General features: G+C 58.8%; 18 protein-coding genes and 1 tRNA gene. 13 read left to right on the plus strand and 6 right to left on the minus strand.

Annotation, left to right across the window (positions count from 1 at the left end):
* Positions 1 to 27: 27 nt before the first annotated feature.
* A complete protein-coding gene (locus AC13QY_RS29275; RefSeq protein WP_152096128.1) occupies positions 28 to 624 on the minus strand; it encodes a DNA-3-methyladenine glycosylase in 597 nt (198 codons plus the stop codon).
* A 413-nt stretch (positions 625 to 1,037) separates the two neighbouring features.
* Here AC13QY_RS29275 and AC13QY_RS29280 point away from each other — a divergent pair.
* The 7 genes from AC13QY_RS29280 (at position 1,038) to AC13QY_RS29310 (ending at position 7,491) form a co-directional block, all read left to right on the plus strand.
* A tRNA-Ser gene (locus tag AC13QY_RS29280) sits at positions 1,038 to 1,127 on the plus strand.
* 180 nt (positions 1,128 to 1,307) lie between these two features.
* Positions 1,308 to 1,931 carry a flavodoxin family protein gene (locus AC13QY_RS29285; RefSeq protein ID WP_488487064.1) on the plus strand — a complete coding sequence of 208 codons (624 nt, stop codon included), beginning with the start codon at positions 1,308 to 1,310 and terminating at the stop codon, positions 1,929 to 1,931.
* The gene (locus AC13QY_RS29290; RefSeq protein ID WP_113352521.1) at positions 1,924 to 2,820 is read left to right on the plus strand and encodes a sigma-70 family RNA polymerase sigma factor; all 897 of its coding nucleotides are present in this window, start codon (positions 1,924 to 1,926) and stop codon (positions 2,818 to 2,820) included. The genes AC13QY_RS29285 and AC13QY_RS29290 overlap by 8 nt, the downstream gene beginning before the upstream one ends.
* Before the next feature lie 354 nt (positions 2,821 to 3,174).
* Entirely contained in the window at positions 3,175 to 4,350 is a 1,176-nt protein-coding gene (locus tag AC13QY_RS29295; RefSeq protein ID WP_233789764.1) for a septal ring lytic transglycosylase RlpA family protein, read from the plus strand.
* 70 nt (positions 4,351 to 4,420) lie between these two features.
* Positions 4,421 to 5,632, plus strand: coding sequence for a D-alanyl-D-alanine carboxypeptidase family protein (locus tag AC13QY_RS29300; protein ID WP_152092832.1), 1,212 nt, complete (start codon positions 4,421 to 4,423; stop codon positions 5,630 to 5,632).
* 153 nt (positions 5,633 to 5,785) lie between these two features.
* Positions 5,786 to 6,463, plus strand: coding sequence for a dTMP kinase (gene tmk, locus AC13QY_RS29305; RefSeq protein WP_152096148.1), 678 nt, complete (start codon positions 5,786 to 5,788; stop codon positions 6,461 to 6,463).
* Entirely contained in the window at positions 6,460 to 7,491 is a 1,032-nt protein-coding gene (locus AC13QY_RS29310) for a DNA polymerase III subunit delta' (RefSeq protein WP_488494366.1), read from the plus strand. Before tmk ends, AC13QY_RS29310 begins: the two co-directional genes overlap by 4 nt.
* 51 nt (positions 7,492 to 7,542) lie before the next feature.
* On the opposite strand, the gene AC13QY_RS29315 is transcribed toward AC13QY_RS29310, so the two are convergent.
* Entirely contained in the window at positions 7,543 to 8,286 is a 744-nt protein-coding gene (locus AC13QY_RS29315; RefSeq protein WP_488494373.1) for a sulfite exporter TauE/SafE family protein, read from the minus strand.
* A gap of 306 nt (positions 8,287 to 8,592) precedes the next feature.
* Here AC13QY_RS29315 and metG point away from each other — a divergent pair, with 306 nt between their 5' ends.
* The 5 genes from metG (at position 8,593) to AC13QY_RS29340 (ending at position 12,805) form a co-directional block, all read left to right on the plus strand.
* The gene (metG, locus tag AC13QY_RS29320) at positions 8,593 to 10,146 is read left to right on the plus strand and encodes a methionine--tRNA ligase (protein ID WP_113389622.1); all 1,554 of its coding nucleotides are present in this window, start codon (positions 8,593 to 8,595) and stop codon (positions 10,144 to 10,146) included.
* An 8-nt stretch (positions 10,147 to 10,154) separates the two neighbouring features.
* Positions 10,155 to 10,937, plus strand: coding sequence for a TatD family hydrolase (locus tag AC13QY_RS29325; RefSeq protein ID WP_112340749.1), 783 nt, complete (start codon positions 10,155 to 10,157; stop codon positions 10,935 to 10,937).
* 4 nt (positions 10,938 to 10,941) lie between these two features.
* A complete protein-coding gene (locus AC13QY_RS29330) occupies positions 10,942 to 11,769 on the plus strand; it encodes an MBL fold metallo-hydrolase (RefSeq protein WP_113330691.1) in 828 nt (275 codons plus the stop codon).
* Positions 11,766 to 12,257: a YbaK/EbsC family protein gene (locus tag AC13QY_RS29335; protein WP_113330692.1), complete on the plus strand. Its 492-nt coding sequence runs from the start codon at positions 11,766 to 11,768 to the stop codon at positions 12,255 to 12,257. The genes AC13QY_RS29330 and AC13QY_RS29335 overlap by 4 nt, the downstream gene beginning before the upstream one ends.
* A gap of 68 nt (positions 12,258 to 12,325) precedes the next feature.
* Positions 12,326 to 12,805 carry an SRPBCC family protein gene (locus tag AC13QY_RS29340; RefSeq protein WP_152092837.1) on the plus strand — a complete coding sequence of 160 codons (480 nt, stop codon included), beginning with the start codon at positions 12,326 to 12,328 and terminating at the stop codon, positions 12,803 to 12,805.
* A 273-nt stretch (positions 12,806 to 13,078) separates the two neighbouring features.
* On the opposite strand, the gene AC13QY_RS29345 is transcribed toward AC13QY_RS29340, so the two are convergent.
* The 3 genes from AC13QY_RS29345 to AC13QY_RS29355 all read right to left on the minus strand — a co-directional run bounded on the left by AC13QY_RS29345 (position 13,079) and on the right by AC13QY_RS29355 (position 15,691).
* On the minus strand, positions 13,079 to 13,819 hold the full coding sequence (locus AC13QY_RS29345) for a class I SAM-dependent methyltransferase (protein WP_113352529.1): 741 nt from the start codon (positions 13,817 to 13,819) through the stop codon (positions 13,079 to 13,081).
* Positions 13,820 to 14,255: 436 nt separating this feature from the next.
* Complete coding sequence (locus tag AC13QY_RS29350; RefSeq protein WP_152096152.1) at positions 14,256 to 15,110, minus strand: D-alanyl-D-alanine carboxypeptidase family protein; 855 nt, start codon at positions 15,108 to 15,110, stop codon at positions 14,256 to 14,258.
* A 356-nt stretch (positions 15,111 to 15,466) separates the two neighbouring features.
* Complete coding sequence (locus AC13QY_RS29355) at positions 15,467 to 15,691, minus strand: DUF1127 domain-containing protein (RefSeq protein WP_113352531.1); 225 nt, start codon at positions 15,689 to 15,691, stop codon at positions 15,467 to 15,469.
* A gap of 103 nt (positions 15,692 to 15,794) precedes the next feature.
* On the opposite strand from AC13QY_RS29355, the gene AC13QY_RS29360 reads away from it, so the two are divergent.
* Positions 15,795 to 16,685: a LysR family transcriptional regulator gene (locus AC13QY_RS29360; RefSeq protein WP_113352532.1), complete on the plus strand. Its 891-nt coding sequence runs from the start codon at positions 15,795 to 15,797 to the stop codon at positions 16,683 to 16,685.
* 44 nt (positions 16,686 to 16,729) lie between these two features.
* Here the strand turns inward: AC13QY_RS29360 and AC13QY_RS29365 are convergent, their stop codons facing one another.
* Positions 16,730 to 17,386 (minus strand): dihydrofolate reductase family protein, encoded by a 657-nt coding sequence (locus tag AC13QY_RS29365; RefSeq protein WP_113389634.1) that lies wholly within the window; start codon positions 17,384 to 17,386, stop codon positions 16,730 to 16,732.
* Positions 17,387 to 17,433 lie beyond the last annotated feature (47 nt).

The following is a 17,433-nucleotide window of genomic DNA, read 5'->3' on the forward strand; positions in this document are numbered from 1 at the left end:
ACCACCCCGGCGGCCGTTTTTGTTCGATCATGGAAAACGGCGGCTGATAAAGCGTGAGCCGGCAGCACCGAAACGCCAAAGGGGATCGATGTTCTTCGTGATGCCGATGCGCTTGCCGGCAACGATCGGCACCGGTTCCGCAAGCGAAAGCGAAAACGGCGCCGCATCCAATGAACGGCCATTGAGATCGATATCGACGGCCAGGGCCTGCGAGAGCTTACCCGGCCCGTTGCAAAGCGAGACGATGTCGGCCAGCCCCCGCCGCTGGATCATGTGCGCGATGCCGTTTTCCGGCTCGATCGCCCGGATGAGCACGGCGCTCCCCTTGGTGCAAACGAAATTCAGACACCAGTGAATGCCGTAGGAGCGGTAGACATAGACATGGCCGGCCGGTCCAAACATGGCCGCATTGCGCGATGTCGGACCGTTATAGGCGTGAGATGCCGCATCATCCGGTCGATAGGCCTCCGTTTCGACGATTCGGCCGCCCACCTCCGCAACAGTGAAGCGCATCCCGATCAGATCGGACGCGACCACGACGGCGTCCCGGCTGAAAAAAGCGGTGAGGGCAGGGCCGGCGAGGGGGGTGATACCAAGAGACAGGGAATGATCGTCAGAAGCCATGGAAGGAAACTATCCCGGATAGCCGAAGCCATCAACATGGCGGCGATCATCAAGTGCTTGGTCCGGCGTACTGATAATTGACAAAAGATAAGTATCACTTATTAATAGCTTGCTTCAGTCAGATTTGACCCCTGACCTGGCGAAGGTGGCCCGGCCATTTCAGCGGCCGGGCCACCTTATTTTTAGCGCGCTGACGATATGAAGTTCCCGCAGCGCCACCCGGCTCGATGAATATTCCTCAATCGCCGTTCCAGCCGACATCGAGAATGCGAAGGAGCTAGGCGGAACAAGTTGACGCGGCGACCAAAGCTGCTAAAAAGCCAGCCGTCGAGTGATTGGGCAGAAAACCGGTAGCCACACCCGGTTTCGAAAAATCAGCACTATGTGGATTTTTCAGGCCTTTTCAGTTGCTTGGAAGAGTGTCCGAGTGGTTTAAGGAACCGGTCTTGAAAACCGGCGTGCGGGAAACCGTACCGTGGGTTCGAATCCCACCTCTTCCGCCATATCCATATGAAATCATTAGATTTTATGGCCGATGGCCCTCCCATCCCATACACACCATATTAGCCATTCTTGATATTCTTAGTCACGCAGATTGCCATCGAAAATGAAGCGCGACGTGTCACATTAAGAATCCTTGCCTTGTCATGCCCTTCACAACACCAATTTCGAAGGAGATGACAATGATCCGGCAGAGCATCGCAATCGTGTATCATAGCGGCTACGGACATACCGGCCGACAAGCCGAGGCCGTCAGGGCGGGGGTCGAAGAGGTTGATGGCGCGGAGGCTATGCTGTTGACCGTAGATGGGGTGGAGCGCCACTGGAGTGATCTCAATGCGGCGCACGCGATCATCTTTGGCTCCCCGACCTATATGGGCGCAGTTTCTGCACCATTCAAAGCGTTTCAGGAGGCGACGTCGAAGACAGTTCTTGCGAGGGGCTATTTGTGGAGGGACAAGATTGCAGCCGGTTTCACTACCTCTGGGTCACGATCCGGTGACAAGCTTTCGACGCTGATGCAGATGGTGATCTTCGCAGCCCAGCACGGAATGCATTGGGTCGGTCTCGATCTGCCGCCGGCCAACTGCTCTTCGACAGGTTCGGAAGAAGACATGAACCGCCTCGGCTTCTGGCTTGGTGCAGCGGCGCAGGCCAATACAGACGAAGGCCCGGAGACGGCGCCACCGGCATCCGATCTCGCGACCGCACGCCATCTTGGCCGTCGGGTAGCGCTGACGGCGCTGCAGTTTACTCGTGGCCGCGAGGTCAATCCATTTGCGCGCGAGTTCGCAGCCAATGAATGAGGCGCCGTCCGACCCAATCTTCGCTGAGCTGCGTCCGCGCCTTGTCAGGCTCGCCTACAGAATGCTCGGATCGGTCACGGATGCCGAGGATATCGTGCAGGATAGCTGGTTGCGCTGGCTGGCGACCGATCGCGCTTCCATTCGCGAACCGGCGGCATTCCTGCGGACAGTCGTCACCCGGCTTTGTCTGAACGAGCTGAAATCGGCCCGTCGTCGCCGGGAGTCCTATGTGGGTTCCTGGCTGCCCGAGCCGATTTTCGATCCGGAAGATGGCGATGCCGCTGACGATATAACCATGCCGCTGATGCTGGCCTTGGAGCGTCTTTCGCCGCTGGAGCGAGCCGCCTTTCTTCTGCATGACGTGTTCGGCATGAGTTTCGATGAGATCTCGTCGGCAATTGGTCGTGAGGCTGCCGCATGTCGCAAGCTTGCCAGCCGGGCGAGGGCACATGTCACCGAGGCCCGGCCGCGTTTTGCGGTCGGGAAGGAAGAAGGGCTCAAGCTTGCCGAGGCTTTCTTCACGGCGTCGAGAACGGGAGACATGGCCTCCCTTCAGGCTCTGCTTTCAGAGGATGTCGTTGTCTATGCCGACGGCGGCGGCAAGGTGCCGACATCGCAGCGACCACACATCGGGCTTTCTGCCACCATGCGGCTTCATGAGCGACTGGCGCGAATTTTCCGCGCGCATCCCTCGCAACTGATCCACTATGCCGTCATCGATGGCTTGCCGGGCTTCGTGACAATAGAAGGCGACAGTGTCGTACAGACCACCGCGCTGCAGGTCGAACGGGAAAAAATCGTCGCCATCTATTGCACCCGCAACCCGGACAAACTGCAGCACATTATCGGCGCGTTAGAATCGGCGACATCTATCACGACAAACTATTGATGCATCTTGATACAGCAGCCTGAGAAAACTGCGCCAAATCTCTCCTTCGCAATCCCAGCGCAATGACAAACCGAGTGCATCTGTTGCAGTCCGGCACGACTGGTGGCGTTCAGAAAGCAGACCGTTACCGTCGCGGGATGGATGTGATCGACACGACTTGCGGCCGGCAGCGCTTTACTGAGCGTTAACCATGATCTTCGGAAATTCTTCGGTGCGCTCAATTTGCATCGCAAAATGGACAAAGTGCAATCATGATTAAAGCACCGTTAGGTGATTGGAGCGTAGCAGGATACCGGAGCGAGGGATTACCGGTAGCAGACCTCCGTCAAAGTAATGAGTAGCGGCTTGGGACAGATGACATTCGAAAATCGGGCGGTGACATACACAACGGCCATGCGTTGGTTTGCTCTCTCACTGATGTGCGCAACCATTACGGCCTGCGGGACGTCTCAGAAGGTTGCTTCGACACGCAAGCACGGCAAGGAATATTTCTCCGAGAAGGAATATGGCGTTAAGGCGAGCCCTCGCGTCGTCAATAACGGACCGGTGCCGAAGGGCGGCGGCCGCTTCATGGTCGGCAATCCCTATCAGGTGAAGGGCAAGTGGTATTACCCCAAGGAAGATTTCGGCTATAACAAGGTCGGCATCGCTTCATGGTACGGCTCGGCTTTTCACGGTCGTCTCACCGCCAACGGTGAAGTCTACGACCAGCAGTCGCTGACTGCCGCCCATCCGACCTTCCCGCTGCCAAGCTATGCCCGCGTCACCAATGTTGAGACCGGATCCTCCATCATCGTTCGCGTCAACGATCGCGGCCCATACCATCCCGGCCGCATCATCGACCTTTCGAACAAGACGGCACAACTGCTCGACCTTCAGCATAGCGGCACGGGCAATGTGCGCGTGCAATATGTCGGCCGCGCCCGCATGGACGGTCATGACGAACCCTATCTGATGGCCTCTTACATCCCGAAGGGTTCGCGTCTGCCCAGCATCAACCCGGGTGGCCAGATCGCAACCGGCGTGATGGTGGCCTCTGCCGGCCGGATGACTGCCGATCAGCTGCCGGATTCATATACCCCAACACCGACGCGCGCCAGCCGCGAGGTGCGCAGCTTTGATGCCGCGCCGGCGATTGCACCCGTCCCGCGCCAGTCGCCCTATTCAGCAACGGCCTTCGCCGACTCCACCCCGGATGGCGGTTACAACGCCACCAAGCGCAACGACCCGCCGCCGATGACGTGGAATGGCGGAGCGATGCCTGCGGCGGAAGCGGCGGACCCGACCATGATCGTGCTTCCGCGGATCGGCCCGATCCCCCGCGAGCGGCCGGATTTCTCTCCGCGCCTGGCAAGCCAGAAGGACCAGTCCCTTGGCTCCATGGCTGCCGGATATCAGGAAGCGCCGGTTAAAACAGTTTATGTCGACCTCGCTTTCGATGCCGTCATGGTTCGCAATGACGGCCTCACGCAGGAATCGATTCTCTCGTCCTATCGCCGCCAGCATCAGGGTACGACGCAGGTCGATTGATCGGCGTCATTGCCTGAATCTTAACCCGTCACTAAAATAATCGTGCCGGTGGTCGGATGAAGGGGACGATATGCCAAAGCGCTTGATTCTTTTGTTCCTTTTTCTCCTCGGGTTCGCGAATGTCACGGCCGTCGCGCAGCCGGCCGCACCGGGCGCTTTCGACACGAAAGCCGCGCAGGCGTTCATGATTGAAGCCTCGACCGGCACTATCCTGCTTGCCAAGAACGAGGATCAGCTGATTTCGCCGGCGTCGCTTGCGAAACTGATGACGCTGGATGTCGTTTTCGACGCGATCGGGCGAGGGGAGATCAACCTCGACACGGAATATCCCGTCTCGGAAAATGCCTGGCGCACCGGCGGCGCTCCCTCGCGTGCATCGACAATGTTCGCAGCCCTGAAATCGCGTATCCGCGTCGGCGATCTGATCCAGGGTATAGCCGTACAGCAGGCGAACGACGCCTGCATCGTTCTGGCCGAGGGTATGTCGATCAACGAACGCGAATTCGCGCGGCGCATGACGGCGCGTGCCCGCGAGATCGGCATGTCGCGGTCGACCTTTATCAATTCGACCGGACTGCCCGATGCCAACGACCCCAATGGCGGCGGCAGGGTTTCCGCGCGGGAGATGGTCATGCTGGCGCAGGACCTGCAGGAGAAGCACCCGGATCTTTACAAATATTTCGGGCAGGCCGACTTCACCTGGAATAAGATCTACCAGCGCAACAAGAACCCGATGCTTCTGCTCAATATCGGTGTAGATGGCCTGGGGCTGGGTTTTGCCGAGAGTGAGGGCTTTTCGATCGTCGCCTCCATTCAGCGCGATGGACGCAGGCTGTTCCTGGCACTCGGCGGGCTGAAGAGCGACAAGGAACGCATCGAGGAGACGCGACGCGTCCTCGAATGGGGACTCAGCAATTTCAAGAGCCAACGCATCTTCGCCGATGGCGAAGTGATCGGCAACGCCAGCGTCTATGGCGGCGCTGCTTCCACCGTCGGCCTGCAGGCGAAAATACCCGTCGACGTCTATGTGCCGATCGAGACACCGGATCGGCTTTCGGCGCGTATCGTCTATCGCTGGCCTCTGACAGCGCCGGTGGCCGCGGGTTACGAAGCCGGCACCCTTCGCGTGTTCCTGGGTGCGCGTTTGGTGCGGGAGCTGCCACTCTACACGAAAGAATCGGTCGGGCAGGGCACATTGGGTCGCCGCGCCTTCGATGCCCTCATGGAACTGACGGAATCACTGCTGTTCTCCTGGCTGTGGGACAAGCCTTTGCCGACCTGAGTGGGCCGCAAGGCTCGCGAAATCTCTGTTCACACCCCATATAGAGTGGCGGAGACCGGGACATGCACGGTTCCACCTGGACATGTCTTGGGTTAAACAGGATGCGTATCGCACGCCGCACGCATGGCATGCGAAAAGTGCAGGACATGATCATTGGCTGATGCAAACGGATTATTCGTAAGCTTCGAAGGCGGCGAGGGGGCCGGCAAGTCCACCCAGATTCGCCGCCTGGCTGAACGGTTGCGCGAGCGTGGCCATGAGGTCCTGGTAACGCGCGAACCCGGGGGCTCGCCCGGAGCGGAAGCGGTGCGGCACGTCCTGCTTTCAGGTGCTGCGGAAATGTTCGGCACGCGCATGGAGGCGATTCTGTTCGCTGCTGCCCGCAACGATCATGTCGAGGACGTCATTCGCCCGGCACTTTCGCGCGGCACCATCGTCCTTTGCGATCGGTTCATGGATTCCTCGCGCGTCTATCAGGGCGTAACGGGCAATCTCGAGCCTGACTATATCGAGGCTCTGCAGAGGGTTGCCGTCAACGGCGTCATTCCGCATTGCACGCTGATTCTCGACATTCCCGCCGAAGTCGGTCTGGCGCGCGCACGCAAGCGCGCCTCCGCCGTAACCGCACCAGATCGCTTCGAGAAGGAGGAGATGCAGACCCACGAGAAGCGCCGCGAGGCGTTCCTCGATATCGCCGCCCGCGAGCCCGAGCGTTGTCACGTCATCGATGCCCAGAGGTCGGAAGATGAGATCGCCGCTGAAATCGCCGGGATTGTCGACAAGCGGCTTGGTGCAGCCAATATCGCCGCGGGATCGGAAGCGGCGCAATGAGCGATGAACGTCCGGGCGTCCTCGACGGCGCTATTCCTCCGCAAGACAATGCGAAGCTCTTCGGCCATGAAGAGGCGGAAACTTTCCTCGCGCAATCCTATCGCTCCGGCAAGGGCCACCACGCAATGCTGATCGAAGGGCCTGAGGGCATCGGCAAGGCGACGCTCGCCTTCCGTTTCGCCAATCATGTCCTCTCCCATCCCGATCCGGCGTCAGCGCCGGAGACGATCGGCGATCCCGATCCGGGATCGGTCGTCTCCAGGCAGATTTCCGGCGGAGCATCGCACAATCTGCTGCATTTGAGCCGGCCGGTCGACGACAAGACCGGCAAGATGAAATCCGCGATCACCGTCGACGAAGTGCGCCGCGCCGGAAAATTCTTTTCGCAAACCTCTGGCACCGGCAACTGGCGCATCGTCATCATCGATCCCGCCGACGATCTCAACCGCAGTGCGGCCAACGCCATCCTGAAAATCCTCGAGGAACCGCCGAAGCGCGCTTTGTTCCTCGTGCTTTCGCATGCACCGGGCCGGCTTCTGCCGACGATCCGCTCACGCTGCCTGCCTTTGAAACTTGCGCCGCTCGGCAATGATGCCTTGCGCAAGGCACTCGAAAATCTTGGCGTGCCGGCCGGGCAGGGGAGTGAATTGCTCTCCGCTGCCAAGGGTAGCGTCAGCGAAGCGCTCAAGCTCCTGAACTACGGCGGCGGCGAGATCATCGAGGCCTATCGGCAGGTGCTTTCGGCTGATGGGCCGGCGGCTCGCAAGGCGATGCACCGCCTCGCCGACGCGCTTTCCGGCAAGGACAGCGACACGATCTTTGGCTTCTTCCTGTCGCATATCGGCGATGACATCATAGACCGGGCTCGCGCTGCCGCGCTTGGCGGCTCCATTTCCACGGCCGAGAGGCTGGCCCGGCTGCACTCTGAGACCACTGAGCGATTGAACGTGTCCCAAGCGTACAATCTTGACCGCAAGCAGACGCTTATCACCATTCTCGGCGAACTCAAGCAGCAGCTTTCGGCATAGACAGATCGTAATTCCCTGCGAAAGCCACCGCGAAGTTTCCTGTGAATCGTGTCAGGGAAAGATCAGCTTCCAGGCGACAACCGCCAGCGTGACGGCAAGGATGATGCGCACGGACCGCTCATGCAGGCGCGGCGCCAGCAGACTGCCTGCGACGATGCCCGGGATCGACCCTATCAGAAGGGCGAACAGCATCGTCCAGTTGATCTCGCCGATAAGCCAATATCCCATGCCGCCGATCAGGGTCAGCGGCACTGCGTGGACGATATCGGAGCCGACGATTTCGCGCACGTCCGTCTGGGGATAGAGCACCAGCAGGACTGTGACACCGAGCGCACCCGCGCCGACCGAGGTCATGGTGACAAGAATGCCAAGTATAAGGCCGAGTATGACGGTCAACAGAGCGATATTGCGTGGTGATATCGTTCCGCGTTCGCCGCGCCATTTACGGATGGCCTCAATGATCTGGCCACGAAAAATCAGCATCAGAGCCGTCAAAAGCAGCAGGCAGCCCAAGGACAGCGTGATGGTATGAGCAACGGCGGGGCTCTCGCGGTTGACGCCGGCCATGATCCAGAGCATGGCGAGCGCCGCCGGCACGCTGCCTGACGCCAGAAGGCTCACGACCTTCCAATTGACCCGCCCGTGCATGCCGTGCACGGCCGTTCCCGCCGTCTTGGTGATTGCCGCGTAAAGGAGGTCGGTGCCGACCGCTGTTGCCGGATGAACGCCAAAGAGAAGCACGAGGAGGGGAGTCATCAGCGAACCGCCGCCGACCCCTGTAATGCCTACAAGCATGCCGACGAAAAAGCCGGAAAAGGAATAGAGCGGCTGAAAGGAATCAATCAAACTCAATATCACGGCCTCTTGAAGCCGTTAGGCAGACCAATACATAAAATGATGAAATCCACGGCCACTTCTGTCCTGCGCTCCACTCTTCGGAAGGGGTAAAGGCGAGGCGGAGCCGAGTCAAGCAAGGCACCATCCCGAAGTTCCGAATGCTGCGGGCGCGAAACTTGGTGTTTCGCTCATGACAAACATGCGCTAAAGCGAGCGGAGCAAGAATAACAGCGACGTAACAGTAAAAGCGGGCCATTGCCTCACATGACCGAAAAAACTCCGTTCTACATCACCACCGCGATCGCCTATCCCAACGGCAAGCCACATATCGGCCATGCCTATGAGCTGATCGCCACCGACGCGCTGGCGCGATTCCAGCGCCTCGATGGCCGCGACGTCTTCTTCCTGACGGGTACGGACGAACATGGCCAGAAGATGCAGCAGACGGCGCGGGCCGAAGGCATGGACCCGCAGCAGCTCGCCAACCGCAATTCCGATGAATTCCAGGCGATGGGGAAGCTGCTGAACGCGTCGAATGACGACTTCATTCGCACGACGCAGCCGCGCCACCATGAGACCTCGCAGAACATCTGGAACCTGATGGCCGATGCCGGCGACATCTACAAGGATTCCTATGCCGGCTGGTATTCGGTGCGCGACGAAGCCTATTACCAGGAAAACGAAACCGAACTGCGCGCCGACGGCGTGCGCTACGGGCCTCAGGGCACGCCAGTCGAGTGGGTGGAGGAGGCAAGCTACTTCTTCAAGCTCTCCGAATACCAGGACCGGCTGCTGAAGCACTACGAGGAAAATCCGGATTTCATCGGTCCGTCCGAGCGCCGCAACGAAGTCATTTCCTTCGTCAAATCCGGCCTCAAGGATCTGTCGATCTCGCGCACGACCTTCGACTGGGGCATCAAGGTGCCGAACGACCCGTCGCATGTCATGTATGTCTGGGTCGACGCTCTGACGAACTACATCACAGCGACCGGCTACATCGAAGATCGGAACAATCCGCGGGCGAAATACTGGCCGGCCGACCTGCATGTCATCGGCAAGGACATCATTCGCTTCCACGCGGTCTACTGGCCGGCCTTCCTGATGTCGGCGAAGCTGCCCCTGCCGAAGCGCGTCTATGCCCACGGCTTCCTGCTCAACAAGGGCGAGAAGATGTCGAAGTCGCTCGGTAACGTCGTCGATCCGGTCAATCTCGTGAACCATTTCGGCCTCGACCAGGTGCGTTACTTCTTCCTGCGCGAAGTCTCCTTCGGCCAGGACGGCAGCTATAGCGAAGAGGCGATCGGCACGCGCATCAATTCCGATCTCGCCAACGGCATCGGCAACCTCGCCAGCCGTTCTCTGTCGATGATCGTCAAGAACTGCGACGGCAAGATCCCGGAATGCGGACCGCTGACGGACGAGGACAAGGCGCTGCTCGCACAGGCCGACGCCTTGCTCGCTTCGACCCGCGAAGACATGGGCAAGCAGCTCATTCATCGTGCTCTTGCGTCCATCATCGCTGTCGTTTCCGAGACGGACCGCTATTTCGCGAGCCAGGAGCCCTGGGCGCTGAAGAAGACCGATCCTGCCCGCATGGCGACCGTGCTCTACGTCACGGCCGACGTCGTGCGCCAGATCAGCATTCTGCTGCAGCCGTTCATGCCGGAATCCTCGGGCAAGCTCCTGGATCTTATTGCCATCCCATCCGACAAGCGTGATTTCGCGGCGCTCGGCGAGGCGGGCCGCCTCGTTGCCGGAACGCCGCTGGAAGCCCCGAAGCCGGTCTTCCCGCGCTATGTCGCGCCGACCGCCGAATAAGGTTCTCCATGCTGATCGATACGCATTGCCATCTGGATTTTGCCGATTTCGAAGAGGAGCGCGACGCGATCGTCGCCCGCGCTCACGAGGTTGGCGTCAAGCAGATGGTCACCATTTCGACAAAGGTCAGGAAGCTCGACGGATTGCTTGCGCTCACCGAGCGTTATCCGTCGGTTTTTTGCTCCGTCGGCACCCATCCGAACAGCGCCGACCAGGAGTTGGACATCCAGACGGAAGACCTCGTGCGGCTAGCAAATCAGCACGAGAAGATCGTCGCGATCGGCGAGGCGGGTCTCGATTACTTCTACGATACCGTCAAGCCGGAAGACCAGAAGACCGGCTTCCTGCGCCATATCGCTGCCGCTCGCGAAACACAGCTGCCGCTCGTCATTCACAGCCGCAGCGCCGATGAGGACATGGCCGCGATCCTGACGGAGGAAACAGGGAAGGGGGCTTTCCCCTTTATCCTCCACTGCTTCTCCGCCGGCCCTGCCCTTGCCCAGACCGGCGTGGAGCTTGGCGGCTATATCTCCTTCTCCGGCATCCTGACCTTCCCGAAATCGGAAGAGTTGCGCGAGATTGCCAAAACGATCCCGCACGACCGGCTGCTGGTCGAGACCGACGCGCCTTATCTCGCGCCGAAGCGCTGGCGCGGCAAGCGTAATGAACCGTCCTATGTCGTCAACACGGCCGAGGTGCTGGCCGACACGATCGGCGTCAGCATGGCTGATATCGCCGAAATCACCACAGCGAACGCCTTCCGCTGCTTCTCCAAAATGACGAGGGTCTGACGTCGTGACATACCGGCGGCGCTTCACCATTTTGGGCTGTTCATCGTCGCCGGGCGTTCCGCGTATTACCGGCGACTGGGGTGCCTGCGATCCGAAAAATGCAAAGAATCGACGGACACGTGCCGCCTTTCTCATCGAGCAGATCGCGCCGGATGGCGGCATCACCACGGTCGTCATCGATACCGGTCCGGATTTCCGAGAGCAGATGATCCATGCCGGCGTCAGCTTCATCGACGCCGTGCTCTATACCCACGCCCATGCCGACCATATTCACGGCATCGACGATCTGCGCGGCTACTTCCATATTTCAAACGAGCGCATCCCGATCTATGCCGATCCGCCGACCATGGATCGCATTCGCGAAGGCTTTCGCTACTGCCTGGAAACACCACCCGGCAGCAGCTATCCGCCGATCGTGCGGCCGGTGCTGATCGAAAATCTCGAGAAAAGTTTCGTGATCGATGGGGCAGGCGGTCCGATCCGCTTCTGGCCGCACAAGCAGATACATGGTGATATCCATTCGCTGGGCTTCCGTATCGGTAAACTCGCTTATTGCAGCGATATCAGTGATTTCCCGCCGGAATCGATAGAAAAAGTTCAAAACCTAGACATCCTGATCATCGACGCATTGCAGTATCGGCCTCATCCAAGTCATCTGTCGTTGGAACAGTCGCTCGAATGGATCGAACGCCTGGCGCCGAAACATGCCATCTTGACCCACATGCATACGCCGCTCGATTATGAAACCGTGCTGGCTGAAACGCCCGATCATGTCGAGCCGGCCTACGATCAAATGCAGATCGAACTCGACGTGGAGGATGACGAGCTATGAGCGAAGATATCAAGAAGCTTTCCAGCCTGGAGCGCGTCGAACTTGCGGCGCGCGCGCTGGGGCTCGACATCTCGATCAAGCGCATGGAGCAATCGACACGAACCGCCGAAGAGGCTGCCAAGGCTGCAGGATGCGCCGTTGGTCAGATCGTCAAATCGCTGGTCTTCGTCAATGCCGATACGCACGCGCTGACGCTGCTTCTGGTTTCAGGCGCCCATAACGCCGATACGGCATATATTGCAACAGCTTATGGAATTCGATTGAAGCGTGCCGATATCGATCGCGTGCGCGATGAGACCGGTTTCGCTATCGGCGGCGTTGCGCCAATCGGCCATCTGGTCGATCTGCCTGTTTTCATCGACGAAAGCCTTTTGGCCTACGATCAGGTCTGGTGCGCAGCCGGGCGCCCGGACAGCATTTTCTCCTGCAATCCAACGACGCTGGCCGAAAAGATTGCGGCCAAGGTGATCCGCATCAAGGCGAGCTAAGAATAGCGAATACAACCGGCGCCGGCAGAGATTCCATGGGATCCCCGCGGTGCGACAGGGAGGATGCGATGAGCAAGGCTTCAGACGGCAAAAGGACCGATACGGCTTCGCGGATAATTCGCTCGACGCCACACGCGATCTTCAAAGCATTCCTCGATCCCGAAGCATTGGCCTCATGGCTTCCGCCGAAAGGCATGACGTGCCGCATACACGTCTTCGAACCGCATAAAGGCGGCCGTTATCGAATGGCGCTATCCTATGACGCACTGGATCATTCAACGCCTGGAAAATCCTCCGAGCATACCGACATTGTTTCCGGTCGATTCCTCGAGATCATGGCGGATGAACGCATCGTTCAGGCGGTAGATTTCGAATCCGATGACGCCGCATTCGGCGGAACGATGACCATGACCTGGTCCTTGACAGAGGTTCCAACCGGCACAAGGGTCACCATAATTTGTGAGGACGTGCCGCACGGCATCCGCAGAGAAGATCATGACGAGGGACTGAAATCGACCCTCGAAAATCTGGCCAACCATCTAGAATAAAAGCCAAAAGCGTCTGCACCATCGCCATATCGATATCCGCTTTAGTTCCATAATCTATCTTATCTGATATTTGCTTGTAGCCGGGTGGGTTCAAGGATGAAGTGCGACTTGCGAATGATACCAATGGGTTGTCACTCGCAAGGAAGACGTGAGAGCATACCCGCCCCCACGTCGATGTGGATAACAGCGCTTATCCTTCAGCGTCGGCCCGATGCATCTCGGTAGCTTCCTCGCCATTATGGCTGGCTGAACTTCAATGGCCCGGCAGGCCCGTCATGCTTCCAAAGCCATGACGACGATCCAGGCTTGCCATCTGACACCCGGGATTTTCAGCAGCAGATTATCGATCCGCTTGCCGGTGCCCCGAACCGCGGCGCCGAACGGGCTCTTGCGAAACGGAATGGACGCGAGTGCAGCGAGCCCGAAGAATTCCAGATCGCACTTCGAGAAATATTTGCGCACGACCTCGAAGTCCGATTTCAAAAGCGGATGCTCATCGACAGTACGAGCCTCTGGCGTCCGGTTGCGATAGAGATTGATCACGGGATTGTGGCCGAGCGGCTCGAAGAAGAAAGCTTTGCCGTCGGGTCGCAGCACGCGCCGGATCTCGCTCAGCGATTTATCCAGGACGAGGTGGTGGAGGATGCCGCTGCCGAAAACGACGTCAAAGCTCGCTGACGGCAAATTCATATCCTCTGCATTATCGACCTGGAACGTCACGTTCTCGATCCCACGGAGAGCCGCCGTGTTCGTGGCCTGCTGAATGGCGACATCCGAAATGTCGATCCCGGTAATCCACCTGGCGGAGTGTGCAAGACCAATGCTGCTCATGCCGTTTGAGCATCCGTATTCGAGCACGTCCTGTTCGGGACAGGCCGCCCTCACCAGCCGCCAATAGGCATCCACGGCGGGCTTTACCGCGAAATAGAACGAGTCCTCCTTGCGCTCCTCCACTGCACCGAAGCGTTCATTATGAAAGTCGCGCTCACGCGCCAAACGTGCATCATACGTCATCCCGGTCCTCCCAACTTGACCTAATGCGTTGAAATGTTTGCGAAATCTATATTGCAAGGAGCATCAGACCGGTCGCGGCCCATGATGGATCCTTCATTTACGGAGAATAACAAACTGAAACCAGATATCTCCGCCTACGCGAATTCGCAGTTCGGCGCTGTTTCCTACCAGAACATGATAAGCGCAGCGAACGAGCAACTTCCGCTGTAGACATAGGGCAGCCCGCCAGTTCGGCAATCGCTACTTGATTATTCGCCACGAGAGAGCCCTCTCAGCGAGTAGTAGTCGGGATTTTCATCGCACGTTTGCACGAAGAAACGCGATCCCTGCCCTCCGCGACAGGCGCGATGCGGCAGGATCGGCTTCTCAGCGGAGCCACCCTCTTGGTGGCCACCCAAAGATGAATGGCTGGCTGGATTCTGAAATCAGGCCGAACTCAGTTGGCAGAGCTTTGCTTGGGAGTTCCGGTCGACACCGTGGCTGTTGTCGCCACAGGGGCCAGATACGTATCCAGAAGGCTTGCCATCTTGTTGTCGCGAATTTCAGCGGTCTTCTCACCCATTACCACGCCGACAACACGGCGGCCGTTCTTCGCCGCCGAGGTCACGAGATTGTAGCCGGAGGCATCGGTATAGCCGGTCTTGATGCCGTCGGCTCCAGCGTAGCGATACATGAGGTTGTTGTGGCCGCGCAGCTTCATGCCGCGGAATTTGATGCCGCGCATTGAGAAGAGCTTGAACTCTTCCGGGAACTCACGCATCAGCGCAACGCCGAGGGTTGCCATGTCACGGGCCGTCGTGACCTGCTCCGGGTCCGGCAGGCCCGAAGGATTCTTGAACACCGTATTGCTCATGCCGAGCTGATGCGCCTTTGCAGTCATCATCTTGCCGAAATTATCCTCGGAACCGCCAAGCTGCTCGCCGATCGCAACCGCTGCATCGTTGGCGGACAGCACGATGATGCCCTCGACAGCTTCGCGTACAGTGACCTTGCGACCTGCGCCAATGGCGAATTTGAACGGTTCCTTGCTCTCGGCATTCTCCGACATGGTCAATTTCTGATCCCATTTCAGATGACCGGCATGCAGTGCTTCAAAAGCGAGATAGAGCGTCATCATCTTGGTGAGCGATGCCGGGAAATTCAGCTCGTTCTCGTTCGATGCCTCCAGTACCTGGCCGCTATGCACATCCACCACATAACTCGCCTGCCCGGCCTGCGCCAACGAAGCTGCGCCGAGGAGCGACGCGGTCGAAATTGCTGCGGCGAGCAACATGGAGGTCTTCTTGAGCATGGTTTGTCTGCGTTTCCTGTGAGTGAAATCTGTGACGGGGCGCGGGCGATCGAAAATGAATATTCGCCGTTTTTCGAAGGCGATGGATCGGGCAAATCTATGGCGGAAAAAAGAACGGCGCCATGAAAAAAGGGTTAGGCAGCAATACCCCCCTGCTCTTTTCAATATTGGTTGGCTTTCAATATTGGTTGGCCGGATCACAAGCGGTTGATTGCGCCGGAATGAGTTACGATTTCGCGCCGCGAATAAGGATTATGCCGGCCTGATTGCAGCGATGAACGTGCCAAACACAGTGAGAATCGCGACGCTATTTAAGGCGTTCGGCCCGATGGCTCGCGCGCTTTGAGCGACTTGCCTCATCCCCAAAACCAGGACTTATTGACCTCGGCACGCGCTTCGGCGCGCGTCATGCCGATATCGCGAAGCTGATCGTCAGTAAGATCACGCAGGTCCCACCTCGTTTCACGCTTTTCGAGATAGACCAGAAACTTCGCCAGCGCCCTTCGCAAAATTCCACGCCTTCGCGGACCACGACCTGCGCCTGTCGCTGCAGGCATCGAGCTATCGACGTCGGTGGTCATTTTCATGCTCCTCGGGGCTCGTATCAACATGGCCTCAGGATGCACTGGCGTAAGCAATGAATGAAGCTTATGGTATTTATACAATCCATAAGGAATTTTTCTATTGCTCAATCTGGATCAGCTGGCCGCCTTTGTCAGTGTCGTCGATCTCGGCAGTTTCACGGCTGCCGCCGATAAGGTCGGGCTGACGCAACCAGCCGTCAGCCTGCAGGTGAAGCTGCTGGAACAACGGCTCGGCGTGAAGTTGATCGAGCGCGTGGGACGACGGGCGCAGCCCTCGCCGGCCGGACTTGATCTGCTGCCGCATGCGCGGCGCATCATCGAAGCCTGCTCTGTGGCGGAGGAGGCGATGACGCCCTTTCGTGAGGGATCGATCGGCCGTGTGCGGATCGGTAGCGGCGGCACGGCCTCAATTCATCTCTTGCCGCGCGCCATCGCCATGGCAAAGAAACGCATGCCTGATCTCGAGATCATCGTACGCATCGGTAATATCGACGAGATTCTGCGGGATCTCGAAGCCAATGCGCTGGATCTCGCAGTGGTGGCCCTGCCCGCCGTCGGCCGTTCTCTCGAGGTCGAAGCATTCCATGAGGACGAGCTTTTGGCCGTCGCCCCCAAAGGAAGCCCAATGCCGGATGGCGGGCCGGATGTGGAATTCATGAAAGACAGGACTCTGTTGCTCTACGAAGGCGGCAACACACGTCGCGCGACGAACGAATGGTTCGAGGCAGGCGGCGTCCGCCCGGAACCGGCCATGGAGTTCGGTAGCGTCGAAGCCATCAAAGAGCTGGTCGCCGCGGGTCTCGGATGGTCCATCCTCCCGGACATGGCGCTGAGACGCGACAAGTCCGATCTTCTGGTGACGTCACCGCTCAGGCCGAGACTGGTACGGCAGCTCGGGATAGTCCTGCGCCGGGACAAGCATCTCACCAAGGGCCTTCGCGAGATCATGAAATCGCTGCGTGAAATTCAGGCAATGGAACACATGGTATGACTGCGGCTGGGCGCTCGTCGAACACCTAGCCGCGGCCAGGTCGATTATTGGAGCCGCTTGCGGCGCTCGATCTCCTCTTCGGACGGATTCGGCCCGACGAAGGAGCCGGTCTTTACCGGACCATCCGGCTGATAGGTCGCAAAGATGACGCCGTTAGAGGAAGACTGGGTGCGCAACAGTTTCATTGCGGCAGGAACCGCTCCGCCGGCGAACAGCTTCTTGCCGCCGCCCAGCACGACCGGAAAGATTACCAGCTTGAATTCGTCGATCAGCCTGTGACGCAGTAGGGTCTGAATAAGGTCGCCACTGCCCTGAATGAGAAGATCCGGTCCCTCGCCTGCTTTCAACCCCTTGATCGCCGCCACGACATCCTTGCCGAGCGACTGGCTCTTGTTCCATTTCAGCTCGGCATCGCCACGCGTTGCGACGTATTTGACAACGCTGTTGAATCGCTGGCCGATTGGATCGTCGTCGCCGACATAGGGCCAAAAGGCCGAGAAGATATCGTAGGTCTTGCGTCCGAGCAGCAGATCGAACGGCTTTTCGAACAGTTCGAAGAGCGCCTTACCAGTTTCCTCGTCGGCGTGAGGGAATACCCAGCCACCATACTCAAAACCGCCGGTCGGATCCTCGTCCGGACCGCCGGGTGCCTGCATGACGCCGTCGAGACTGATGAATGTTGCCGCTATAACTTTGCGCATGATATCCTCCTTTTCTGGCACGGTGCCCAGAGGACGTCTCATCGGTT

Source organism: Martinezella sp. CNPSo 3795, assembly GCF_057784475.1.